Annotated in this window: 24 protein-coding genes; 10 read left to right on the top strand and 14 right to left on the bottom strand. The window is 63.1% G+C overall.

Going from position 1 to position 23,645, the window contains the following annotated elements; all coding sequences use genetic code 11:
- Positions 1 to 9: 9 nt before the first annotated feature.
- The 5 genes from VKR55_RS00790 to VKR55_RS00770 all read right to left on the bottom strand — a co-directional run bounded on the left by VKR55_RS00790 (position 10) and on the right by VKR55_RS00770 (position 4,765).
- A complete protein-coding gene (locus tag VKR55_RS00790; protein WP_324398887.1) occupies positions 10 to 846 on the bottom strand; it encodes a carbohydrate ABC transporter permease in 837 nt (278 codons plus the stop codon).
- Positions 843 to 1,814, bottom strand: a complete 972-nt coding sequence (locus tag VKR55_RS00785; protein WP_324398886.1) for a carbohydrate ABC transporter permease — start codon at positions 1,812 to 1,814, stop codon at positions 843 to 845. The genes VKR55_RS00790 and VKR55_RS00785 overlap by 4 nt, the downstream gene beginning before the upstream one ends.
- Positions 1,815 to 1,821: 7 nt before the next feature.
- Positions 1,822 to 3,186, bottom strand: a complete 1,365-nt coding sequence (locus VKR55_RS00780; RefSeq protein ID WP_324398885.1) for an extracellular solute-binding protein — start codon at positions 3,184 to 3,186, stop codon at positions 1,822 to 1,824.
- Between the two features lie 109 nt (positions 3,187 to 3,295).
- Positions 3,296 to 4,222, bottom strand: a complete 927-nt coding sequence (locus VKR55_RS00775; RefSeq protein ID WP_324398884.1) for a LysR family transcriptional regulator — start codon at positions 4,220 to 4,222, stop codon at positions 3,296 to 3,298.
- Positions 4,223 to 4,375: 153 nt separating this feature from the next.
- Positions 4,376 to 4,765, bottom strand: coding sequence for a pilus assembly protein N-terminal domain-containing protein (locus VKR55_RS00770; RefSeq protein WP_324398883.1), 390 nt, complete (start codon positions 4,763 to 4,765; stop codon positions 4,376 to 4,378).
- Between the two features lie 195 nt (positions 4,766 to 4,960).
- On the opposite strand from VKR55_RS00770, the gene VKR55_RS00765 reads away from it, so the two are divergent.
- Positions 4,961 to 5,542, top strand: coding sequence for a phasin family protein (locus VKR55_RS00765; RefSeq protein ID WP_324398882.1), 582 nt, complete (start codon positions 4,961 to 4,963; stop codon positions 5,540 to 5,542).
- A 21-nt stretch (positions 5,543 to 5,563) separates the two neighbouring features.
- Here the strand turns inward: VKR55_RS00765 and VKR55_RS00760 are convergent, their stop codons facing one another.
- Together VKR55_RS00760 and VKR55_RS00755 are read right to left on the bottom strand one after the other, a co-directional pair.
- A complete protein-coding gene (locus tag VKR55_RS00760) occupies positions 5,564 to 6,244 on the bottom strand; it encodes a haloacid dehalogenase type II (RefSeq protein WP_324398881.1) in 681 nt (226 codons plus the stop codon).
- 44 nt (positions 6,245 to 6,288) lie between these two features.
- On the bottom strand, positions 6,289 to 6,924 hold the full coding sequence (locus VKR55_RS00755) for a CGNR zinc finger domain-containing protein (protein ID WP_324398880.1): 636 nt from the start codon (positions 6,922 to 6,924) through the stop codon (positions 6,289 to 6,291).
- 130 nt (positions 6,925 to 7,054) lie between these two features.
- Here VKR55_RS00755 and VKR55_RS00750 point away from each other — a divergent pair, with 130 nt between their 5' ends.
- The 4 genes from VKR55_RS00750 to VKR55_RS00735 all read left to right on the top strand — a co-directional run bounded on the left by VKR55_RS00750 (position 7,055) and on the right by VKR55_RS00735 (position 11,309).
- Entirely contained in the window at positions 7,055 to 7,768 is a 714-nt protein-coding gene (locus VKR55_RS00750) for an alpha/beta fold hydrolase (protein WP_324398879.1), read from the top strand.
- A gap of 85 nt (positions 7,769 to 7,853) precedes the next feature.
- The gene (locus VKR55_RS00745) at positions 7,854 to 8,732 is read left to right on the top strand and encodes an alpha/beta fold hydrolase (RefSeq protein WP_324398878.1); all 879 of its coding nucleotides are present in this window, start codon (positions 7,854 to 7,856) and stop codon (positions 8,730 to 8,732) included.
- A 407-nt stretch (positions 8,733 to 9,139) separates the two neighbouring features.
- Positions 9,140 to 9,940, top strand: coding sequence for a class II aldolase/adducin family protein (locus VKR55_RS00740; protein ID WP_324398877.1), 801 nt, complete (start codon positions 9,140 to 9,142; stop codon positions 9,938 to 9,940).
- A 175-nt stretch (positions 9,941 to 10,115) separates the two neighbouring features.
- Complete coding sequence (locus tag VKR55_RS00735; protein WP_324398876.1) at positions 10,116 to 11,309, top strand: FAD-binding domain; 1,194 nt, start codon at positions 10,116 to 10,118, stop codon at positions 11,307 to 11,309.
- Here the strand turns inward: VKR55_RS00735 and thiD are convergent.
- A complete protein-coding gene (gene thiD / locus VKR55_RS00730; protein ID WP_324398875.1) occupies positions 11,303 to 12,103 on the bottom strand; it encodes a bifunctional hydroxymethylpyrimidine kinase/phosphomethylpyrimidine kinase in 801 nt (266 codons plus the stop codon). The two genes, VKR55_RS00735 and thiD, sit on opposite strands and share 7 nt — an antisense overlap.
- Before the next feature lie 114 nt (positions 12,104 to 12,217).
- On the opposite strand from thiD, the gene VKR55_RS00725 reads away from it, so the two are divergent.
- The 3 genes from VKR55_RS00725 to VKR55_RS32990 all read left to right on the top strand — a co-directional run bounded on the left by VKR55_RS00725 (position 12,218) and on the right by VKR55_RS32990 (position 13,528).
- Complete coding sequence (locus VKR55_RS00725) at positions 12,218 to 12,463, top strand: Lrp/AsnC ligand binding domain-containing protein (RefSeq protein WP_324398874.1); 246 nt, start codon at positions 12,218 to 12,220, stop codon at positions 12,461 to 12,463.
- Positions 12,464 to 12,570: 107 nt separating this feature from the next.
- Positions 12,571 to 13,371, top strand: coding sequence for an ABC transporter substrate-binding protein (locus VKR55_RS00720; RefSeq protein ID WP_324398873.1), 801 nt, complete (start codon positions 12,571 to 12,573; stop codon positions 13,369 to 13,371).
- On the top strand, positions 13,259 to 13,528 hold the full coding sequence (locus VKR55_RS32990; RefSeq protein ID WP_414642276.1) for an ABC transporter substrate binding protein: 270 nt from the start codon (positions 13,259 to 13,261) through the stop codon (positions 13,526 to 13,528). Before VKR55_RS00720 ends, VKR55_RS32990 begins: the two co-directional genes overlap by 113 nt.
- A 125-nt stretch (positions 13,529 to 13,653) precedes the next feature.
- Here the strand turns inward: VKR55_RS32990 and VKR55_RS00715 are convergent, their stop codons facing one another.
- Positions 13,654 to 14,580, bottom strand: coding sequence for a c-type cytochrome (locus VKR55_RS00715; RefSeq protein ID WP_324398872.1), 927 nt, complete (start codon positions 14,578 to 14,580; stop codon positions 13,654 to 13,656).
- A gap of 163 nt (positions 14,581 to 14,743) precedes the next feature.
- Between VKR55_RS00715 and VKR55_RS00710 the strand changes: the two genes are divergently transcribed.
- Complete coding sequence (locus VKR55_RS00710; RefSeq protein WP_324398871.1) at positions 14,744 to 15,163, top strand: CHRD domain-containing protein; 420 nt, start codon at positions 14,744 to 14,746, stop codon at positions 15,161 to 15,163.
- Between the two features lie 102 nt (positions 15,164 to 15,265).
- On the opposite strand, the gene VKR55_RS00705 is transcribed toward VKR55_RS00710, so the two are convergent.
- The 3 genes from VKR55_RS00705 to murJ form a co-directional block, all read right to left on the bottom strand.
- Entirely contained in the window at positions 15,266 to 15,715 is a 450-nt protein-coding gene (locus tag VKR55_RS00705; RefSeq protein ID WP_324398870.1) for a cytochrome c, read from the bottom strand.
- Between the two features lie 113 nt (positions 15,716 to 15,828).
- Positions 15,829 to 18,138: a xanthine dehydrogenase family protein molybdopterin-binding subunit gene (locus tag VKR55_RS00700; RefSeq protein ID WP_324398869.1), complete on the bottom strand. Its 2,310-nt coding sequence runs from the start codon at positions 18,136 to 18,138 to the stop codon at positions 15,829 to 15,831.
- A gap of 71 nt (positions 18,139 to 18,209) precedes the next feature.
- Positions 18,210 to 19,736 (bottom strand): murein biosynthesis integral membrane protein MurJ, encoded by a 1,527-nt coding sequence (murJ, locus tag VKR55_RS00695; protein WP_324398868.1) that lies wholly within the window; start codon positions 19,734 to 19,736, stop codon positions 18,210 to 18,212.
- A gap of 128 nt (positions 19,737 to 19,864) precedes the next feature.
- Here murJ and VKR55_RS00690 point away from each other — a divergent pair, with 128 nt between their 5' ends.
- A complete protein-coding gene (locus VKR55_RS00690; RefSeq protein ID WP_324398867.1) occupies positions 19,865 to 21,256 on the top strand; it encodes an ArnT family glycosyltransferase in 1,392 nt (463 codons plus the stop codon).
- Positions 21,257 to 21,274: 18 nt separating this feature from the next.
- On the opposite strand, the gene VKR55_RS00685 is transcribed toward VKR55_RS00690, so the two are convergent.
- Both VKR55_RS00685 and VKR55_RS00680 read right to left on the bottom strand, forming a co-directional pair.
- Entirely contained in the window at positions 21,275 to 22,420 is a 1,146-nt protein-coding gene (locus VKR55_RS00685) for a DegT/DnrJ/EryC1/StrS family aminotransferase (protein ID WP_324398866.1), read from the bottom strand.
- Between the two features lie 42 nt (positions 22,421 to 22,462).
- Positions 22,463 to 23,482: a Gfo/Idh/MocA family oxidoreductase gene (locus VKR55_RS00680; protein ID WP_324398865.1), complete on the bottom strand. Its 1,020-nt coding sequence runs from the start codon at positions 23,480 to 23,482 to the stop codon at positions 22,463 to 22,465.
- Between the last annotated feature and the right edge of the window lie 163 nt (positions 23,483 to 23,645).

Genomic DNA, 23,645 nt, shown 5'->3' with positions numbered 1-23,645 from the left:
AGAGGCGCTTCACTTCACGGCACCCTGGGTAAGCCCGGCCACGATGTAGCGCTGGCCGATGATCAGCAGCACCAATGCCGGAAGAATTGAAAGCGCCGCGGCGGCGGCCATCTGGGTGTAGAGGATCTCGTAGTCCTGCGCGAACTTGGCGATGGCGACCGGCACGGTTGCGGTCTGCTTCATCGTCAGCGTCAGCGCGACGCCGAACTCGTTCCAGCTGAACACGAAGGTCAGGATCGACGTGGCCGCCAACCCGGGCGCGATCAACGGCAGCACGACCCGCCGCAGCAGAACCGGCGTGGTGGCGCCGTCGAGCCGTGCCGCCTCTTCGAGTTCCACGGGCACGTCGCGCACAAACACGCCCATCAGCCACAGCGCCATCGGCAGGTTCAGCACGGTATGCGCAAGGATGACGGCAGTGAGCGTGTTGTCGAGGCCGATGCTGCGCATGATCGTGAACCAGGCGCTGGCGAGCGCGAGCGGCGGGAACATGTGAAACACGAGCGCCCAGCCGAAGAAGATGTGCACGAACCAGCGCGGCCATGGCATCCGGTGCAGCGACCAGGCTGCAAGCGTTGCGGCAACGAGACAGATCAGCGTGCTGAGCGCGCCGACGATCAGCGAGTTGAGGTAGTTGAGGAGGAAATCGGAAGTCTTCGAGAACAGTACCTCTCTGAAATTCTTCAACACCGGCGTAAACCAGAATGCACCGGACAGGAGCGAAATCTGCGTGCGAAAGCCGGCCAGCACCACCCAGATCACCGGCACGGCGACGCATGCGGCGGCTCCGACGAGCGCCGCATGCGCGAGCCACGATCGTGAGGCACCCCTGGCTCCCGCGCTCATCGGGCGGCTCCCGTCTGCCGGCGCGACGAGAACGCAGCGACGAGCAACAGACACGTCATGAAGATCACCGCGATCGACATGGCGGACCCGTACCCTGTCTGGTCCTCGCGGAAGAAGCGTTGATAGAGCGTGTAGCTCACGACCTGCGTGGACGTTCCGGGCCCGCCGCCGGTCAGGAGATACACCTCGTCGAACACCTTGAATGCAAGCACGAGGCGGAAGGCGAACGTCACCATGATGGTCGGCAGCATCATCGGCAGGGTCACGTATACGAGCTCCTGCCAGGCGGAAGCCCCGTCGATTCTGGCCGCTTCATAGACGTCGAGCGGGAGGGATTGAAGACCTGCGAGAAACAGCAGGAAGCAGAACGGCGTCCAGTGCCAGATGTCGACGAAGATCACCGAGGCGAGCGCGGTGCTGGCCGAGCCGAGCCAGTTGACGGGATCGAACCCGATCAGTCCGATCGCCTGGTTGACGAGGCCAAAGTCGAAATTGAGCAAGAGCTTCCAGATCGCGCCGACCACGATGCCCGGAACGAGGATCGGCAGGATAAAAATGGTCCGGTACAGGACGCGACCGCGCGTCACCTGATTGCACAGCAGAGCCAGCACAAAGCCGCACAGCATTTGGCCGCCTACCGCGAACGCGGCAAACAGGATGGTGTTGAGCAGACCGGCGCGAAACAGCGTATCGCCTGCCAGCGCCCGATAATTGGAGAGTCCCGCGGGCGCAAGGCTGGAGTGCCCCCCGCTCCAGGTGACCGTAAAGAAACTGGTGATGAAGAGATTGATCAGGGGCAGCACGCTGAGTGTCAGCAACAAGACGAGCGCAGGCGACAATGCCGCCCAGCGCCAGACGCGCTCATCGAAACCGCGATCGAAATCGCCAGCGGCAGGCCGCTTCGCCAGGGCCGGTTGGCCGGCTGCGAACGGTGCCGCATGGGCGGCAGTACCTGCAATCGGCTCCATGCGTTCCTCAGCGCAAGGGCGGCTCCACGCCCGTCTTGTAGCCGTGCTTGGACATCACGTCGTGGATTTGCCCGGCCATGCTGTTGAGCGCCGCGACGGCGGTGAGGTTGCCGGCGACGGCCTGATTGAGCCCAAGCTCCAGGATCGAGATCACTTCGCTGGCCTCGGGAAACTGGTAGATGTTGACGGCGTGCGGCAAGGCCTCGCTCAGCGGCTTCATCCAGCGAAACTTACGCTCCTGCGAAATCGGGTCGCGATAGGTTGCCGCGCTCACGGGGATTCCACCGGCCTTGGCGTAAGCGAGCTGGGCGTCGGCGGTCTGGAACCAGCGCAGGAATTCCACCGCGGCACGCTTGCGATCGTCGGGAACATTGCGCGCGATACCGCCGAGCCAATGACCAAGACCGGGCCCCGGCGAAAAGCCCGGCGCATGCGGCGGGACCGCGAATTCGACCTTGTCGACGACCAAAGACTTGTCGGGATCATCCATCTGCGACCATGCCGAAACCACGACGATGATGTGTCCGGCCTTGCCGGTCACCATGTTCTGGATGACTTCAGCCTGCTCGAGAGAGGCTGTCTGCGGATGACCGGCTTCCTTCGCGAGCCTGAGGTAGTAGTCGAGCGCGGTGTGGCCCGCCTCGTTGTTCAACGTCACCGAATAGTCTCCGGCGGCCTGGTTCTTGAAGACTCCGCCGCCGAACCCGTAGAGGTAGGGATAGAAATCGTAGCTGACCGATGCGGGACCGCGCGCGCCGCGCTGGACGATGCCGTAGCGCCTCGGCGGCTTGTTGAGGCGCTTCGCATTCGCCTCGAGCTCGGCGAAGGTTTCCGGCGCCTTCACCAGCCCCGCCTCCTTGTAGAGATCGCCGCGATAATAAGTCAGGGGTATCAGCGGCGCGATCGGAACCGACATCAGCTTGCCGCTTGGCGTCATCGTCTTCTTGGCCGCGTCGAAATAAACCGTGTTGTCGAGCGTGTAGATGTCGGGATCCAGCTTGAATGCCGGGTCGATGTCGCTGATCGCTTCGAGGAAGCCGCCAAAATACATTTCGGCGAACCAGCCGCTGTTCATCACCAGGAGATCGTATTGTCCCTGCGCGGCGCGGACCGAGTTGCGCTGCTTCTCGAGCGATCCCGCAAATGGATTGACGTCCAGCTCGACTTTGTTGCCGGTGTCCTTCTCGTACAGCTCAACGACCTTGCGGAAACTGTCGAACCACGGCGATTGGTTGATTACCACGGTGATGGGAACCGCCTTGGCTGCGGCCTCGGCCGGCCGCCGGGGCGCCAGAAGCCCAAACGCGGCAACCCCGCCGCCTGCAACCACCTGGCGGCGCGTCACGCCGCGCCCTGCGCCGTTTGCCGGCATGTCATGTCCTCCCCACCCGGTCGGCTGTCGCCGTTTCTCCAGGCTATCAGCAAAACAGGATTCCGGTATTCTTACAAAGAGCTTTTCATGCATCCGGCATAGCCAAAAGCTATGGATTGGATTTCTGGCCGCGAGCTTCGACCGCGCAAACCGCCCTCAATTCGCTGATGACATGGCTGGCAGCAGGCGAAAGCCAGCCGCCCTTCCGGGTAATGACGCCCGCATCACGCGACAACGCTAGGCCCGGGACGTTGAGCATCGTGAGGCCCTTGCCTTCAGGGGTTTCGAGCGTCTTCGATACTGTGCTTGCCAGTGCGTTGGATTGGCGCAGGACGTTGAGCTGGAGCGCGACCGATCCGCTTTCGAGCACGCTCTTCGGCGGCGGCAGATCGCTCGCGACGAAAAATGCGTCAAGCCGGCGGTGCGCCCGGGTCGAATGCGGCGGCTTGATCCAGGGGTATTGCAGGAGATCGCGCATGGTCACCCGCCGCCGCTTGGCAAGGGGGTGACCGCGACGACAGCAGACGCCGAGACGATCGGACGTCAGCGTCATGGTCTCGAGGTCCTGCCGGTCCTCGGCAGACGGAATTTCGGCCACGACGAGGTCGAGCTCGCCCCTTCTCAGCGCGCGAAACAAGGCCTCGTCGAAGCCGGCTTCGACGCGGATGCGCACGCTGGGATGCGCTGCGATGGTGCCGGAGAGCGCGGTCGGAAGGTAGCGGCGCAACCAGGTCGGGCCGGCACCGATGACGACGCTTCCGGTCGTGCCGCTGCGCTGGGCGGCGATCTCCTCGCCTGCGTCCTTCATCTGAACATGCACGGCTTCGGCGTGGCGCAGCATCGTCTGGCCGAATGGTGTCAGCGCCACGCCGCGCGGCAGGCGCTCGAAAAGCTGCACGCCAAGCTGCTCCTCCAGCAGCTTGATGCTCTTGGTCAGGGTCGGCTGCGCGATGCCAAGGTCGGTGGCGGCGAGTGAAATGTTCTTGCGCTGCGCCACGCGCAGAAAATATTCGAGTTGCCGCAGATCCAATGCCATTCGCGCGCTTGAGGAGCCGTAGCCGCCCTGCCCTTGTGACCACGCGTCAATAGTAGCGCCACGCCAGACATTCGCGCAAATTTCGGCTTTAAACCGGAAAAGTGCATCAGTCCTGAACAAAATGTGCAGGCTCACATCGTCAACTTCCGCGGCTCACGACGTACGCCCTCGCACGTCCCGCCTGATCGATTCCGGCTTTTCCACGTCCGCATTGCCGGGTGGAGCGCGTCCGTCGCAGGCATGCGACCGCGCCGCACACACCAACACCCTGATGTTGGCTGTCACGATGCCGCTGGCGTCGACAAGAATGAGATTCGTGACGCCGGGGTTAAGCGGGTTGATGACCAGGGAGCGATCATCGTCGATGCGAACGTCGACGACCAGGGGATCGCCGATCATCACCGTCTCGAAGGCACGCGCCACCACCACCCTTGTGGCGTTGCCGAGTGCGAGCGCGAGCGCAGTGTCTTCCGCCCGCGCGCCCGAAATCGTGACGCAGAACAGGAATACGCCGAGCAGGAACCTTCCAGGCTGCCTTGTCATGCCGAGCCCCAGAGGGTGATGAGATTATGTCCACTGGAACGGCGTTGAGGTTCACCTCTCCCACGCAAAGTCGGGCCCGATTTGCGTGTATCTGCCCGTCGGGCAAGCGCTTGTTCCCGCTTCGAAATCTCGACACAAGAGTGCCGTGCCGGAGACAAGTGAGGATCGCTATTCCAGCGCAAACATGGCGGAAGGTTGTGGCTTGATTCGAAACGACGGGGCAATCCGAGTATGGTGAGCGCAGACGAACATATGCCGATCGCTGGATCAGGCCAGATCAACGGGAAGGCAGAGCTTCCCGGCAAGAAAGCCGAGAAGCGGCGGCGCAAACCAAGTCAAAAACCGAGTCAACAACCGGAGGCGGCATCGCGCGCGCTCCCGGAAGCGAGCGAACCTGTGCTCGAAGCACGGGAACAAGCGGAGATGCCGGTGGTCTCAAGCGAGCCTGCTCCGGCCCTCACGCCCGCGGAGGACATCTCCCCGCGCGAGCCTGCGGCGTCGGAACCCGTCGCGGCCAGCGTTCAGGCCATCACGGACGCTTATGGCAGCTACACGAAGAAGTCCTTCGAGCAGACCACCTCGTTTTTCGAGCAGCTTGCAGGCGCGCGTTCCCTCAACCGGGCGTTTGAGCTTCAGAGCGAATTCGCGCAAGCCGCTTTCGAGACCTTTGTGGACGAGTCGCGGAGGATCCGTGAGTTGCACCGCGAGCTCGCGAAGCAGAGGCTGCGGAGCCTTGAAGGCTTTGTGATGGGACGAGGCGCGACGCGTTCGACCTGACGCGCATCGCGCCTCAGCCGCTCACCGCTTGCGCCGCGCAATGAGCTGATCGGCGACATCATTCAAGTCGCGGCCCACGATCTGCGGCTGAGGACCCACCCCCAGGACGTCATTGCCCGGACGCTTGATCAGCGCGGCTTCCCAGCCGGCGGCAACCGCGCCGAGCGTGTCCCAGGTGTGGCAGGCGATCAGGCAAAACTCGGAAGGCCTGGCCCCAAGCTCGCGCTCGACATAAGCATAGGCCTCGCGCGAGGGCTTGTGGTGCTTGACGCCGTCCGCAGAAAACCGCCGCTCGAACAGATCGACGATGCCGCCCTGGGTGAGCTGGCGCGTCTGCACCTCGAGCAGGTTATCCGTGAGCGTGAACAGCCGAAGGCCGGCGGTCTTCAGCTTTCGGAGCGCGGCCGGAACCTCGGGATGAGGCGGCATGGTCGAGAATTTCTCGGCCAGCTCGCGCCTGTCGGCCTCGCTGATCCCAATGCCGCGCGTATCCGCCAGCATCTTCATCACGGCCGCACCGATATCGGTGAACGGTACGTAGCATCCCGCGACCGTCAGCGCCGCCGAATACATGATGAAGTTGGCAAACCAGAGCCGCATCGCACTCTTGTCGCCAAAGATGCGCTGGAACGTCGGCTCCATCGTCTCCAGATCGAGCAGGGTCTCGTTGACGTCGAAGACGATCAGGGGAAGCGCAGGCATGATTGGTCTCCTTTTTGTTGGTTTGCTTTGTTGTTGATCTGCCCTCAGCGTTTCGTCTTGAGCCGATTGCGGTGCGCAGCCTGCTTGGCGCGATTGCCGCAGAGCGCCATGCTGCACCACCGACGCGCCCGTCTCCTGGTGTGGTCGGCGAACATCAGCGTGCAGCCGACGCCCTCGCACGCCTTCACGTCCGTAAAATTTTCCTCGCAGACGAACTGCGCCATGGCTTCACCGATGGGCAGCAGCAGTGACTCCGGCGATTTCCATCGCCGCATGGCCCGAAGCTCCAGATAACGTTCGCCGTGACGGCTCTCTGCATCGTGGTGCGGCACGAGCTGCTTGAAGGTCTCGTCGCGTTCAAGCAGCCGATTTAACGGCTCCAGTTCGCGGAGCGCTTTGGGCGTCAGCGGGCGGCCCATATGCGTGCGAACAAAATTCCTGAACCACTCGCGAAAAGAGCGCGCCTGGTCGGCGACCTTGTCCAATTCGCCCGGCAATGCGCGCGCCTTGATCTCGTCGAGTGTATCGGAGGGAACAAGTCCAGCCTGGGCCAGCCAGTTCAAAAGCCCCTCACCGTCCTCGATCCAGTCAATCGCGGTGTCGGCCGGTGTCGCCACCGAGTTGAGAAAATCGAGACCAAGAGAATCCGCGATGAAGATCGCGGGCGAATGCCTGTCCACCGGTGCAACCTCTCTCGGGCGGTCCAAGGGTCAGCCCGTAATGAGGATATGTAACCTATAAAATCGCACTTGACAAGTTACTGCTTGACGATCATAACTACCAAATATAGATTTAACAGGTTACGTAAGCATGACCAATCCGAGGGAGGAGAAGATGGCGAAGATCACTGTTGTGGTGGCGCACGGTGCCTGGGCGGACGGATCGAGCTGGGCGCGGGTCATTGCGGCGCTGAAATCGGATGGCGTGAATGTGATCGCGGCGCCGCTGCCGCTGACCTCGCTTGAAGACGACGCCGCCGCCGTCGATCGCAGCATCGATCGCGTTGATGGGCCGATCGTGCTGGTCGGCCACGCTTATGCAGGCGCGGTGATTGCCGAAGCGAGATCAGAGCGGGTCAAGGCGCTGATCTATGTCGCGGCGTTGGCGCCCGACGAGGGCGAGAAGGTTGCCGAAATGTTCTATCGCCTTCCGCCGCATCCGAAGGCCCCGAAGCTAGCGCCGGATGCCAACGGACTGATCTGGCTGCCCGACGAAGCCTTCAAGTCAGCTTTCGCCCAGAACGCCTCCGACGAAGATCTGGCAGTGCTCGCCGCCGTGCAGCGGCCGATCTCGCCGGCTTGCATCACGGTCCCTGCCGGCCGTCCGCTTTGGAAGCACGTACCGAGCTGGTTCCTGATCGCCGAGGACGACCGAATGATCGCCCCCGAAACCCAACGCTTCATGGCCGAGCGCATGAAGGCGACGGTGCGGACACATGCGGTCGATCACACGCCCATTGTCACTTCGCCGCGCGTGGTCGCCGACATCATCGTCGAAGCCATCAAGCACGTCGCGAAATCATAACCTCATAATACCAATCCAAGAGGTTACGATATCAACCCCTCAAACACGACCCGAGAAGTTATCGATCACAAGCAGGAGAAACGCCATGTCGAGCGTCAAATACAACACAGCCAATGTGGATGGTTTTGGAATCTTCTATCGCGAAGCTGGCCGCAAGGGCGCGCCAAAGCTGCTATTGCTGCACGGCTTCCCGAGCGCGGGCCACATGTTCCGCGACCTGATCCCGCTGCTCGCGGATGATTTCCATATCATCGCTCCCGACTTGCCGGGATTCGGTCAGTCCGACATGCCGCCGCGGGACAAGTTCACTTACACGTTCGACAATATCGCCGGCGTGATCGAGCGCTTCACCGAAGTCATCGGCTTTGATCGCTTCGCGGTCTATGTCTTCGACTATGGCGCGCCGACCGGCTTCCGGCTCACCAAGCGGCATCCGGAGCGGATCACCGCGATCATCTCGCAGAACGGCAACGCCTATGAGGAGGGACTGAGCGACGGCTGGAATCCGATCCGCGCCTATTGGCAGGAGCCATCGCAAGCCAATCGCGATGCACTGCGCGCGTTCCTCAAGCCGGAAACGACGCGCTGGCAATATACCCACGGCGTTGCAGACCCGACGACCGTGTCGCCGGATGGGATGAACCTCGACAACTTCTATCTGGCGCGCGCCGGCGCAGACGACGTGCAGCTCGACCTCTTTGGCGACTACAAGAGCAACGTCGCGCTGTACCCGAAATTCCAGGACTATTTCCGCACCCACAAGCCGCCGACGCTCGCGGTGTGGGGCAAGAACGATCCGTTCTTCCTGCCGGGCGGAGCGGAGGCGTTCAAGCGCGACAACCCGGCCGCCATCGTCCGCTTCTTCGATACCGGTCACTTCGCGCTGGAGACGCATGCGCGCGCGATCGCGCAGACCATCCGCGAATTCCTGCTGCGCGCCATCGGCGCGAACCGCGCGGCCTAATCAAAAGCGTGGGCCCGCCACAGAAATCGCCCCGCCGTGCTGAGAACACGGCGGGGCTTCTTCCAACTTCCCCCTGCTCGAGTGTGGGCACGGGTGCAATTTGATTAATCAGAAAAGATAAACAGATCGGAAAGCAATCGCCGCGATTGCTAGGCATCGCCGCGCTGTCGTTTGTAAGCTTGCTGTAAGGAAGCCGTCTCTTCTCGGGTCGCCATCGGCGGCGCAACTCATCGGCGGCTTCACCTGAAGTCCGGATAATTTCAGCCCGTTTCGCCGAATCCGCAGCGGGGTGTTATCCTGCGCGAGGGGATTGCTGCCGCGCAATTCCACTTCCGCAAGCCCACGCCCCTGGGGTAACGTCATCGCAAAGCTGCCTGAGCCGCCCTCCAGCAAGGACGACCCGCAGAATGTTCCGCCGCGCCGTCTTCGCTATCGCCGGTCTGCTCGTCTCCCTGTCGGGTGGATCCGTGCGCGCGCAGACCGCCCCGCCTCTCAACGTCCCGCCGGCGCTACTGGAGGACATCGTCGTCGGCAGCCGCATCCTCGCTGAGTTCGGCGTGCTCGACGCCTTCGGCCATGTCAGCGCGCGTGATCCCAACAATCCGAAGCACTTCCTGATGTCGCGGTCGCTGGCGCCGGCCCTGATCACGGCCGACGACATCATGGAATTCGACCTCGATGGCAACCCCATCGATGCGCGGGGACGCTCGGTTTTCCTCGAGCGCTTCATCCACGCGGCAATCTACAAGGCCCGCCCGGACGTGATGAGCGTCGTGCATTCGCATTCGCCGGGCGTCATACCGTTCTCGGTAAGCAAGACGCCGTTGCGTGCGGTGTTTCACAACGCGGCGTTCCTCGCGGGCGGCGCGCCGGTCTGGGACATCGCTCACGAGTTCGGCGCAACCGACATGCTGGTGCGCGACAACGGCATCGGCAACTCGCTGGCGCGGACGCTTGGAGACAAGCCGGTCGTGCTGATGCGCGGGCACGGCGACGTCACCGTCGGGCCCGACGTCAAGATCGCGGTGTTTCGCGCCTATTACACCGATGTCGACGCGCGCCTGGAATCCCAGGCGATCGCCCTCGGCAGCGAGATCACCTATCTCAGCCCCGAGAAAGGGCTGAAAGCCGACTCGATCAATCTCGCAGTCATCGACCGCGTCTGGAATCTCTGGAAGCAGAAGGTGCAGGCAAACCAGGGCAAGTAGTGTCGCTGGTGAGCTCCGGATCGAATGATCGCGCCCGCATCGCGCGACGCGCGTGCGATCAGCTTTATTTGACCGTCTGCAACTTGCACCCGCGGCGCGCGTTGGTATTTTGACGGGCCAAAATGCCTCCGGCTCCGCCGTGCGCTCAAGTCACCCGCCCGTTTGATCATCCAAAATGAAAACGATTCTGATCTCAGGTGCTGGAATAGCAGGCCCCACGCTCGCCTTCTGGCTGCGCGCTGCCGGCTTTGGGCCGACACTGATCGAACGCGCGCCCCGTATCCGCACGAGCGGCTATGTCATCGATTTCTGGGGCCTCGGATATGACATCGCCGAAAGAATGGGGCTGATCGAAGAGATCAACCGCGTCGGCTATCGCGTGAAGGAAACGCGGATCGTGGACGACGCCGGTCGGCGCCGCGCCGGGTTCGGAACCAGGGTTTTCACCGAGCTGACCGGCGGTCGCTATGTCACGCTCCCGCGCGGCGAGCTCTCCCGATTGCTGTTCGAGAAGATCAGGGGTTCTGTCGAATGCCTCTTCGGCAACGAAATTGCCGGGCTGCGTGAAGAGGCGGACGGGGTTTGGGCGCGGCTGAGACACGGCGGCGAACGCCGGTTCGATCTCGTCATCGGGGCCGACGGCCTGCACTCCGCGGTGCGCCAACTTGCATTTGGTCCATCCGCGCAATTCGAGAAACATCTGGGCTATGTGGTCGCGGCCTTCGAAGCCGATGCATATCGTCCACGCGATGACGACGTCTATCTGATCTACGGTCAACCGGGCCGCATGATCGGGCGTTTCACCCTGCACGACGACCGCACGCTCTTTCTGTTCGTGTTTCTAGCCTCCGATGTCGCGCCGCCCGTAACCCTAGCAGAGCAAAAGGCGCTGTTGCGCAAGATCTATGCCGACGCGCGTTGGGAAGCTCCGCAGATCCTGGCCGCGCTGGAGCGCACCGACACGATTTACCTCGACAGGGTAAGCCAGATCAGGATGAGCGGATGGACGCGAGGCCGCGTGGCGCTGATCGGCGATGCCGCCTTCTGCGTCTCGCTACTGGCCGGACAAGGGTCGGCGCTTGCCATGATCTCGGCCTATGTGCTGGCGGGAGAGTTGGCGGCCGCGGATGGGCGCTATGAGGAAGCGTTCGGCAGGTATGAAACCTCGTTGCGCGACTATATGGACGCCAAGCAAAGAGCCGCCGAGAACTTCGCCGGTGCGTTCGCACCAAAAACGCGGACGGGCTTGTTTATCCGCAACCAGGTCGTTCGGGCGTTTGCGATCCCCGGCCTTGCGAAGCTCGCGATCGGCAGGGAGATCGCCGACAGGCTGGAGCTTCCTCGCTATCGCTGGCTTGCCGGTCAATAGAAGCGGTGGAAGTGATGGATCGGTCCGTGGCCGTGGCCGATAGTGAAGCGATCGGCGGAGGCGATCGCGGCGCTGACGAAAGTCTTGGCGTTGCGGACGGCGGCTTCCAGCGCTGTACCTTTGGCAAGCTCGGCAGCGATCGCCGCCGACAGCGAGCAGCCGGTGCCGTGGGTGTTTTCCGTCGCCACGCGCGGCGCCGCGAGCGCGAGCGTGGCTCCGGCATGGACAAGAGTGTCGATGCTCTCGCTGCCCTGCCCGTGCCCGCCCTTGATCAGCACGGCAGGACAGCCGAGCGCGAGCAGCCGCTCGCCTTGCGCCTCGATCGCGGCCTCGCCCACCGCGACCGGCTCGTTCAACAGTGCCGCCGCCTCCGGCAGGTTCGGCGTAATGATGGTTGCGAGCGGAATGAGCTTTGTCCTGAGCGCCTCGACCGCGTCCTGCGCCAGCAGCCGTCGGCCCGAGCTTGCGACCATCACGGGATCGAGCACGACATGCTTCGGCGACCAGTGTTTGAGTGCCGCCGCGATCGCCTCGATCCCGGCAAGCTCTCCCACCATGCCGATCTTGACGGCGCCGACATCGAGATCGGAGAACACAGCATCGATCTGCGCGCGCAGGAATTCCGGCGGCACGGCATGAATGCTGGTCACTTCCTGAGTGTTTTGCGCGGTCAGCGCCGTGATCGCGGAGGCGCCATAGACGCCGAGCGCGGCAAAGGTCTTCAGGTCGGCCTGGATGCCGGCTCCGCCGGACGAATCCGAGCCTGCGATGGTGAACGCGACGGGCGTGGTCATGAGCTTTCCTTAAGGCTTGTCCTAACGCGCCCTCCCAACCCGAGCAAGCCGGCTTGCCTTGCCGCCCCAAATTTGGCCTATTGGGTTCCAATCGCGCTCCCGGAGACGCCTTCGATGGTCCCTTTCTTCGTCCAGATCAAATGCAAGCTTGGCCAGTCCTACACCGTCGCCAATGCGCTTGCCGAAGCGGAAATCGCGTCCGAGATCTACTCCACCGCCGGCCACTATGATCTTCTGGTGAAGTTCTATGTCGACAAGGACACCGACATCGGCCATTTCGTGAACGAGAAGGTGCAGGTCATTCCGGGCATCCAGGACACGCTCACGATCATCACCTTCAAGGCGTTTGCCGGACGCTAGCAGCGGAATGACCTCTCCTTCGAGCGGCTGGCTGAGCGCTTTGGTGTGTTGCAGCATAATTCCCTTTCGTGGGATGTGGTACGTTCACGACTTGAGGGGGAGAGGGTATGAGGCGACGTGAATTCATTGCGCTTGGTGCAGGGGCGATAGCCTTTTTGCCGCCGCGCGTGCTCGCGCAGCAAGGCAGCATGAGGACGATTGGTGTTCTGGTGCTGGGCAATCCCGATCCCGCGCCGTTTATCAAGGGACTGCGGGAAGAGCTGCACGACCTCGGATACCGGGAAGGGCAGGATATTCAATTCGAGGTGCACTCCGCCGGCGGGAAGGCGGCCGAACTAGCGGTACAGGCAGCGCAGTTGGTCGAGCGCAAAGTCGACGTCATCGTTGCCTTTCAAACGCCGGCTGCTACTGCGGCGAAAAAAGTCACGATAGAAATTCCAATCGTCATGGAGGCTGCGGACCCGGTTGAAACCGGTCTCATAGCAAGTCTTGACCACCCCGGCGGCAACCTCACCGGCATAAGTGGCGCTACCGCCGAACTTGCCGGGAAGACCATGGAATTGATTGGCGAGGCACTGCCCTCTGCCCGGCGTGTCGCCATCCTCGCCAATGCCAATGATCCGTTCCACGTCCTGTTCCTGAAGCATACCCAAGCTGCGGCCAGTTCGCTGAAGATGGAAATCAAGGTGGTCATGGTGCGATCCGCGGGCGAACTTGAGAGCGACTTTGAGGGAATCGCCAAGTGGCCGGCCGATGCTGTGCTGGCCCAGCCGTCGCTACCAACGTATTGCCGATCTGGCACTGAAATTTCGATTACCGGCGGCTGCGCCGACGTCGACCTTCACCAGGGTGGGCGGCTTGCTCGCTTACTCCGCGGACTTGAACGCGCTTTACCGTCGCTGCGCTGACTTTGTAGACAAAGTTCTGAAAGGCAGTAGGCCAGCCGACCTACCGGTTGAATTGCCGACCAAGTTCTGGTTGGCCGTCAACGACAAGACTGCAAAACGTCTCGGCGTCACCGTCCCGTCGACGATCATGTCCCGTGCCGACGAAGTGATTGAATAAGAGACCGATGCCTCCTGATGTTCCCACAGCGGACATGGCCTTGCGCTCCGCCGATCTGCGCTTTCTGATGGGAGAGCGGACATCACGATCTCGCATGAGCGCACCCGACTATGGGTACACAACCCTCAACCCGCCTCCGGCTTCTTCTTCTGCGGCGGCTTCGGGCCTTCGACCGGCGGCAGCGTTTTCAGGTATTCCGCGATCGCGCTGCGATCGGCTGCACTGAGCCGCGACGTGTTCTTGATCACGGGCACCATGGAGCCGCCGGTGCTGTCGCCATCCGGCGTCACGCCGTTCTCGAGATAATCAGCGATGTCCTGCTGGCTCCATTCGCCGATGCCTTTGGGCGTGATGTTGGGCACCCAGCCCTCGCCTTCGGGATCGGGACCGCCGGCAAAGCGTTGGCTCGTGATGATGCCCCCCAGGAAATTGCGCGGGCTGTGGCATTCCACGCAATGACCAAAACTGTTGACGAGATACGCGCCGCGATTCCATGACGGCGGGCGCGACTGGTCGGGAATGAACAGGTGACCGTCAAAGAACAGCAATTTCCAGACACCGATATTGCGGCGGATGTTGAACGGAAACGGCAGATCATGGTCGCGTACCTTGCCGGAAACCTTCGGCAGGGTTTTCAGATAGGAGAAGAGATCGCGCACATCCTGCACCGTCGCGTGGGCATAGGAGGTGTAGGGAAAGGCCGGAAACAAATGCGTCCCGGCAGGTGAGATGCCCCGCTTCACCGCGTTGACGAAATCCGCCTCGCTCCAGCGCCCGATGCCGTCATCGGGATCGGGCGAGATATTCGGTGCGTAGAACGTGCCGAAGGGTGAGGGAATCGCAAGCCCGCCCCCCAGCCGCGTCCGGTCGGGCTGGTTCGGCGCCGCGTGGCAGGAGGAACATCCGCCGGCGTTGAAGATTGTCTCCCCGTTCGCGGGGTTCGGCGTGTAGGCGGCAAGCGTCAAGGGTGCTGGCACGGCGGTGAGCCAGCCGTAAAGGGCTAGCCCGGCGAGGCCAGCGGCGATCAGCAAGAGGAAAATTCGTCGCAGCATCACCCAACCGTCATCGACGCGCGTACCTTACGGCTCGTCCGTTCGCCGCTCCAGCCATAAGATGGCCGAAAGTCTTAATGTGAATGCGGCGATTTCGGGAATAAATCCGCAATCGTCGTGTTGATCGGGTGTCGTCGTGAGACGTCAACAGGGAGAGAGAGCCATGACCAAGATCGTTTTCGCAACCCTCGCATTTGCGGCTTCCGTCGCCCTGGCGGGCCCGGCCTTTGCCGACAAATACAAGGCGACGCTGAACGCCAAGTCCGAAGTGCCGCCGAACGCTTCCGCCGCCACCGGCACTGCTGATATCAATTATGACCCCGCCACCAAGAAGCTGAGCTGGACGGTGACCTATTCCGGCCTCACCGGCCCCGCGACTGCAGCCCACTTCCACGGGCCGGCGGAAGCAGGCAAGAACGCCGGTGTCGCCGTCGCCATTCCGAACGCCGGAAAGAGCCCGGTTGAAGGCAGCGCAACGCTGACCGACGCGCAGGCCACCGACCTTACCGCCGGCAAGTACTACGTCAACGTGCATACCCAGGCTAATCCCGGCGGTGAAATCCGCGGGCAAGTGACGAAGTAACCGCTTTCTTCTCCTGAAGTGAAAAAGGCGGATGCGCAACGCATCCGCCTCTTTTCATTTTGCCGCGGGATCAGATCGCGGCTCACGGTCTCACTCGCGCGGTCACTTCAGCTTGAGCCGATAGGTCTCGTGGCAGGCATTGCATTTGTCGTTGAGCGTATCGAACGCCATTTTGACGCTGGCCTGATCCTTGATCTTGCCCTTCAGATCGGCAACCGCCTCGGTCACGGGCTTCACCTTTGAATCGAAATCAGCCTTGTTCTTCCAGATCTTTTTCGACGCTCCAAAGCTCGCGTTGACGACCTGCTCCTTCGGATTGGTCTTGAACACGGTCGGGATCTTGGGAACGTCGGTCTCGAGCTTGGCGAGCGCCGCATCGACCGCCGCCTGGTCATAGGGCAACTCGCCCTTGCTCATTTTCAGCATGGTCACGTAGACTGCCTTGCCGATCCCTCGCATGAAATTGTCCTGCTCGACCGCGAGCTTCTGGTCGGCCATCACCGTGCTCGACCCCAACAGCAACGCTCCCGCGACAACCACCACTTTTTTCATCGGCGAACTCTCCGTCTCCGCTGCGTACAGGCAACGGACCGGTCCGTTTCAAACGGACCGCGGCGCCTTCGTTCTTATAACCCTGCGATCGTGGTTTATTCCCGGCATTGTTCTCAAAGGCTATGCCGGCGCTGGTGCTCGCGGATCGCGATCCAGACCCGTTCGGCGGTCGCGGGCATGTCGATATGGTCGATCTTGTACTCGCGCCAAAGGCCTTCGATGATGGCGTTGACGACCGCCGGGCACGAACCGATCGCGCCGGCCTCGCCCGCGCCTTTCACGCCCATCGGATTGGTCTTGCAGGGCACATTGTGGGTCTCGAAGTGGATTGACGAGACGTCCGCCGCGCGCGGCAGCGCATAGTCCATGTAGGTCGCGGTCATGAGCTGGCCGTCGCTCGGGCTATAGACCACCTGCTCCATCAGCGCCTGGCCGATGCCCTGCGTGACGCCGCCATGGACCTGGCCCGCCAGCAGCATCGGATTGAGCGTCACGCCGAAATCGTCGACGATGACGTAGTTGATGATCTTGATGATGCCGGTCGCCGGATCGATCTCGACTTCCGCGATGTGGGTGCCGTTGGGATAGGTGCCGTCGGCGCTGTTGAAGGTCGCGCTGCCGTTGAGCTTTCCGGTGTCGGAGCCCGCGCGCTTGGCAACGTCGGCAAAGCTGATCGAACGGTCGGTGCCGGCGATGCGCACCACGCCGTTATTGATCTCGAGGTCGCCGGCACTCGTCTCCAGCGCTTCAGCCGCGAGCTCCTTCAGCTTCTTGCCGAGATCCTGCGTAGCACGCTGGACGCAGACGCCGCCGGTCGGGATCGACGCGGAGCCGCCGGTGCCAAGTCCAGTCTTGATCTCGTCGGTGTCGCCCTGATGGATGTGGACGCGCTCCGGCGGCAGCCCGAATTGCTCGGCGACGATCTGCGCATACGCGGTGTGATGGCCCTGCCCGCTCGACTGGGTGCCGATCAGGACGGTGACGTCGCCGTTGAGATCGAGCCGAACATTGGCTGTCTCGTCGCCCATGGTGCCGCAGATCTCGACATAGCTCGACATGCCGATGCCGCGCACGAGGCCGGCCTTCTTCGCGAGCTTGGCGCGCTTGGGAAAGTCTTTCCAGTTCGCGACCTCCATCGCCCGCTTCATATGCGCGGCGAAATCCCCGGAATCATAGACCTTGCCGGTCGCCGTCTTGTAGGGCAGCGCTTTCGGCTGGATGAAATTCTTCTTGCGGATCGCATCCGGCGTCATGCCGAGCTTTCGCGCGCAAGCGTCGACCAGCCGCTCGACCACGTAAGCCGCCTCTGGCCGGCCCGCGCCGCGATAGGCGTCAACCGGCACGGTGTGGGTGAACACGGTGCGGACGCGGCAGTGGAAGGCCTGGATGTCGTAGAGCCCCGGCAGCATGCCGGCGCCGCCATGCGGGATGTAGGGCCCGAAGGTCGAGAGATACGCCCCCATGTCGCCCATCAGATCGACGTCCATACCGAGGAATTTGCCGTCCTCGGCGAGCGCCATCCGCGCGGTGGTGACGTTGTCGCGGCCTTGCGCGTCGCCGATGAAATGCTCGCTTCGGTCAGCCGCCCAACGCACCGTCTTCTTCAGCTTGCGGCTAGCTACCGCGAGCAGTGCATATTCGCGGTACGGAAACAGCTTGGTGCCGAAGCCGCCGCCGACATCGGGGCAGATGACCCGCATCTTCTCGACCGGAATCTTCAAGACGTTCTGGCACAGGACGTCGCGCAGCCGGTGGCTGCCCTGGCTGCCGACGGTCAGTGTCAGATGATCCCGCTTGGCGTCGTATTCGCAGTGCGCCGCGCGCGTCTCCATGAAGCTTGCGACCACGCGCGGATTGACGATGGAGATTTCGGCGACCGCATGCGCTTTCGCGAAGACTTCTTCCGTCGCCTTCTTGTCGCCGACCGGCACGTCGAACAGGATGTTGCCGGGCTTGTTCGGCCAGACCTGCGGCGCGCCCTTTTTCACGGCATTGGCAACACCCGCGACCGCCGGCAACGGCGACCAATTGACCTCGATCGCCTCGACGGCGTCGCGCGCGTGGTCGATGGTGTCAGCCACGACAAAGGCCACGGCATCGCCGACGTGACGCACCTCGTCTTTCGCCAGGATTGGGTAAGGCGGACCGGTGAAAGGATCGACTTCGAAATTGAACAGGCATGGCAGGTCGCCGAGATCGGTGATGTCAGCGGCCGTCAGGATCAGCGCCACGCCGGGAAGGCCGCGGGCGCGACCGGCATCAATCGTGAACTTCGCATGCGCGTGCGGCGAGCGCAGCACCAGGGCGTGCATCGCCGGCTGCGGCGCGAGGTCGTCGGTGTAGCGGCCCCTGCCGCGGATGAGCGCGTCATCCTCCTTGCGCAGCACGCTTTGACCGACGCCGAATTTGATGGGAGCAGCCATCCCTATCTCCAATTTCTCGGTTCTGATTTGCCGGCATATTGCAGTGGTTTGGCTGGAAGCGCAAACGCACTTTAGCCCTTGACCAGGCCTCTCAACCACCTCAGGCCGAACAGGCCGACGACCGACCCGGTATAGACCACCGCGCCGATCCCGATCAGCAGAAGCAGTGCGACCTCGTCGTGAAACCGCATGCCGCCGAATTGCGCTGCAGCATATCGAGCGGCAAGCCACAGTGTCGCCGCGAGAACGAGGCCGCAGATCGCGAATTTGGCGATCGACCGGCCAAGCGCACGGTTGACTTCGAGATAGCCGGCGCGCACGGCAAAGCCGAGCACCAGCAGGAGATTGACCCAGGCGCCGACCGCGGTTGCCAGCGCCAGGCCCACCTGCGCCAGGGATCCCATCAGCAAGAGCTTGAGCCCCATGTTGACGGCAAGCCCGGTGAGCGATGCCTTCACCGGCGTCGCGGTGTCCTTGCGCGCATAGAAGGTCGATACGGCGCTGCGGATCAGCACGAACGGAATGAGACCGACGGCGTAAGCCGCAAGGGTCGCGCCCGAGGCCGCCGCATCGGCACGGGTGAAGGCGCCGCGCGCGAACATTGCGCGCGTGATGACGTCCGGCACGGCGAGGAAGGCGGCGACAAAGGGCACGGCGAACAGGAGCGTGTAGTCGAAGGCGCGGCGCTGCTGCTCCATCGCCCCGGCATGGTCATCCGCGGTGATTCGCCGCGACATCTCCGGCAGCAGCACGGTGCCGATCGCGATGCCGATCACGCCGATCGGAAGCTGGTTGAGGCGATCGGCGTAGTAGAGCGCCGACAGTGCGCCCGCCGGCAGGAAAGTCGCGATGATGGTGTCGGCAAACATCGCCACTTGCGTACCCATCGAGCCGAGTGTCGCCGGCCCCAACGCGCGAAAGAAGGCGCGGATGTCTTCATCGAGCCTCAAAGGCGCAAATCGCGGCAAGCCGCCACGGCGCGCGAGATCGCCCGCGAGCAGGAAATATTGCAGGAAGCCGGAGATCAGCACACCCCAGGCCGCGGCGTGGCCTGCAGTCGGGAAATACACCGCGACCGCGAGCGTCATCATCATGGCGAGATTGAGCAGGATCGAGGCGGCGGCGGCGCTCGCAAAGCGATGCATCACGTTGAGCATGCCGCCATAGAGCGTGACCAGGGTGATCAAGAGCAGGTATGGAAAGGTGATGCGCGTCAGCTCGATCGCAAGGTCGCGCTGGCCGGCGTCGTGGGTGAAGCCCGGCGCCAGCACGCTCATCGCCTCCGGCATGAAGACCCAGGCAACGACGAGCAGAACCACCTGCGAGAAAAACAGCAGCGTGAACACGCGGTCGGAAAACAGTCTTGCCGATGCCTCGCCCTTCTCGCCATGCACATGCGCGTAGGCCGGCACGAAGGCGGCGTTGAACGCGCCTTCGGCAAAGATCGCGCGGAAATGATTGGGCAGGCGGAATGCGACGAAAAACGCGTCCGCCACGGGACCGGCGCCGAGGATCGCCGCGAGCATGATGTCGCGCGCGAACCCGGTCAGCCGCGAAAGCAGGGTATAGCCGCCGACGGTGAAGATGCGCCCAAGCATGCGCTGCTTCTATCCTATAGAGCTTCGCTGTCCATAGCTGATCGCTTGCTGTATCTGGAGAGAATTGTCCCGGGCCCGAGACCCGCGATGAGAGCCCAGGAACCGGATCCTTCGACCTAGATGTGCAGATGACGTCAGCTCCCCGCCTCAGTCCGACCATCTCCCGGATATTCCTGGGGGCGCTTGCCGTGCGCTGGACCTATGCGCTGCTGCTCTATGCCACGCTCGGCGAAAGCGGCCTGGAGGGCGTCGATTCCATCGTATTCGTGGGGGAAGCCCGACAATTCGCCACCGCGATCCGCGATGGCCTGATTCACGGGTCGCACTGGCTGGGCGATGCCGCATCCAACACGATGCCGCTCTATCAGGTGCTGACGGGCGGTTGCTTTCTGCTATTTGGCCATCTCGGCCCGATCGCCGATGCGCTGACGCAGGGCGCCACGGACAGTGCAACATGCGTCCTGGTGTTCCTGATCGCGCGGTCCCTCGACGTACGACTTGGGGTACCCTCCGCGATCGCCGCGATCTTCAATCCGACGCAAATCGTGATGAGCGGCCTTATCTACACGGATACGCAGTTCACGCTGTTCGTGGTGCTATCCATTTTCCTCGTGCAACGATGGTTCCGAAGCCCGAGCTTCGGCCACGCCGCAATGCTGGGCGTTTCGCTTGCCTGCGCGGTGCTCACGCGCGTCTCGATCGCGCCTTGGGCTTTCGCCGTGATCGGACTGCTGCTCGCCATGTCAGCCTGGCAACGGCGATCGCTATCACAATTGGCCGCACTGGTGGGGGCGGCGACGATGGTGTCGCTGAGCCTGGCGGTGATCTCGGTGCGCAATCACGATCAGTACGGTTCGTATGCGCTGAGCGCGCAAACCGGCGAGCACGTGGCCTGGTGGATCGTGCCGCTCGCGCGTGAAATGCAGGACCGCACGCCGTACGCGGTTGCAGCCAAGGAAATGAACGATCGCGCGATCCAGCGCTACGGCGCGCCGTCCCCCAACCGCTTCGAGCAATCCAGGCGGCTCCAGGAGGTTGCCGCCGACGCCCTGCGCAACGACCTCAAGCTATCCGCGCTGATCAAGTCCTGGGCGTCGGGTGCCTTCATCAACCTCGTTTCTCCAGCGCATCTGGTCTCGCCGCCAGTCTCGCGCCTGCCACGGACAGGCTTCTATGACACGCCGGGCGCTTCCTTCGCCGAGAAGGTGTTCAACTATGCCTTCCGCTCGGGCAATCCCACCTATTCCTGGCTACTGATTGCCGGGACGCTCGGCCTTCTTGTGCTGCGGTTGATCCAGGCGATCGGACTGGTATCGCTGGCGAGACAGCGGAGCAACTGGCCAAGCCTGCTGTTTGCAGGTTCGTGGATCCTGTTCCTGCTGCTGTTGAACGGTCCGATCGCTTCACCGAAATATCGCCTGCCGCTGGAGCCCTTGTTCGACATCCTCATCGGCGCCGGCTGCGTGGCGATCTGGAGCTGGCGGCGCGGGACCGGCGCGAAGCAAACCGCCGCGCCTTGAGAGCCGTATTTCGCACGATCAAACCACCTCGCGCACGGCGGCGATCACGCGGTCCTGGGTTTCCTCATCGAGATAGGCGTGCATTGGCAGGCTGATCACGTCCGCTGACAAGCGCTCGCTGGCCGACAGGCCGCCCTCGGCGACCGGGAAATCCCGGTAGGCGGTCTGCTGGTGCATCGACTTCGGATAATAGATCGCGGTCGGAACGCCGCGCGCCTTCAGCGCGGCAGCAAAACGATCGCGGTCGACGCCCTCGGGCAGACGGATGGTGTATTGCGCCCAGATCGAGGTGCGGCCGGCAGCGAGATGCGGCACGGTGACGACGTTGCTCAAGCCGCGCGCATAGCGCTCGGCGACCTTGTTGCGCGCCGCGATCTCGTCTTCGAAGATCTTCAGCTTCTCGATCAGGATCGCCGCCTGCATTGTGTCGAGCCGCCCGGTCAGGCCGAGGCGAACGTTGTCATACTTGTCCGAGCCTTGCCCGTGCACGCGGATGCTTTTGAGCGTCTCGGCAAGAGCTGCGTCATCAGTGAAGATCGCCCCGCCGTCGCCGAAGCAGCCGAGCGGCTTTGCCGGGAAAAAGCTGGTGGCGGTCGCGAGCCCAAAGGTGCCGAGCCGGCGGCCCTTGTAGCTCGCGCCAAAGCCTTGCGCTGCATCATCGAGCACGAACAGGCCCTCGGCTTCCGCGACAGCGGCGATCGCGTCATGGTCGGCGGCCTGGCCGAACAGGTCGACCGGAATCACCGCCCGCGGCTTGAGGCCAAGCTTTCGTGCCGTGGCGATGCCCTGCTTCAGCGAAGCGGCGTCCATGTTGAAGGTCGCGTCATCGACGTCGACAAAGACCGGCGTCGCGCCGGTCAGCGCTACCGCCTCGCCGGTCGCGCAGAAGGTGAATGACGGGCACATCACGGCGTCGCCGCGGCCGAGCCCCTTCGCCATCAACACCATCAACAGCGCATCAGTGCCGCTCGCGCAGGTGACGACATGCTTCGCGCCGCTGAAGGCGGCAAGCGCCGCCTCGAGCTGCGTCACTTCCGGACCATTGACGAACTGGCAGTGGTCGAGCACGCGGGCCATCGCCTCGTCGATCGCCTTGCGGAGCCGCTTGCGCTGGGCGGCGACATCGATGAAGGGGATGGCTTGCAGGCGCAGATGTTGATTCATGGAACCTTGCACGGACGGAGGGACGGACATCGGAAACTGGTGTTAGCCCACGATGCGGCGCGGCCCCTTGCGGGCGGAAGGGGCCGCGACACGCTTCGGTGAGGTTTCGAGGCAGCGGGTGGCGATCTCGAGGCTGGCGACGCCTTCATCGCCGGTGACCGCGGGTGCAGAGGCGGAGCGAACCGCGTGCACGAACGCGACCAACTCGGCGCGCAGCGGCTCGTCGTGGCCAACCGGAAGATGCCGCATCGAATAGCTGCCGTCGGGCTTGAAGCCGAAGCATTCGGTGACCTGGCGCGTGAGCAGGTCGCCCATGACATATTTCCCGCGCGTCGCCACCGTGACGTTGCGCGCCTTGAACGGCGTCAGCCAGTTGGTGTTGATATGGGCGAGCACGCCGGACTCGGTGCGGAACTGCAACAGCGCGATGTCCTCCCGCTCGGCGACCGCGCTGGAAAGCTGCGGCTGCACCTCGACGATGTCGGACTCGGTGAACCAGCGAATCAGGTCGATATCGTGCACGGCAAGGTCGATGACGACGCCGACATTGGACATGCGTGGCGGGAACGGTCCGACCCGGGTAATCGCAATCGACAGGATGTCCTCGCTCGCGATCGCCTGCTTGATCGCGGCGACCGCCGGATTGAAGCGCTCGACATGGCCGACCATCAGCGTCACGCGCGCGCGCCGCGCGGCCTCGACGATCTCCCGGCCCTCCTCCACGGAGGAAGCGATCGGCTTCTCGACCAGGACGTGAATCTTGCGCGCGATGCAGGCCAGCGCGATCTCGTGATGCAGATGGGTGGGAGCGGCGATGGTGACGGCATCGACGCCGGCCTCGATCAGCGCCTCGAGGCTGTCGAAGGTGGAGCAGTTGGCGAGCTCGGTCGCGCGCTTGCGATGCGCCTCCAGGGGATCGACCACCCCGACGAGGCTAACGTTGGGAAGGGAGGCCAGCACCCGCGCGTGGTTGCTACCCATCACGCCGGCACCGATGACACCGACCCGAAGCGCATGTTTTGGTTCGGACTTCGTCCCCAATCCGAACTCGTTGGAACCCATTCGCCGACCCCAATCAAATCAAGCCCAATATAACCCCGCCGCTCTCTAGCACGTCGTCACACATGTGGCGATTGCAGAGACGCGAAACCGGACACGATTTGATGCAAAAAATTACAGCAGCGAATCGCCAAAAGCGCAACGATTCGAACCCCCTGTGGCTGCT

Source organism: Bradyrhizobium sp. (assembly GCF_035309285.1).
GTDB lineage: Bacteria > Pseudomonadota > Alphaproteobacteria > Rhizobiales > Xanthobacteraceae > Bradyrhizobium.
The sequence above is the reverse complement of the archived record's forward strand: the minus strand, read 5'-3'. Positions and strand labels throughout refer to the sequence as shown.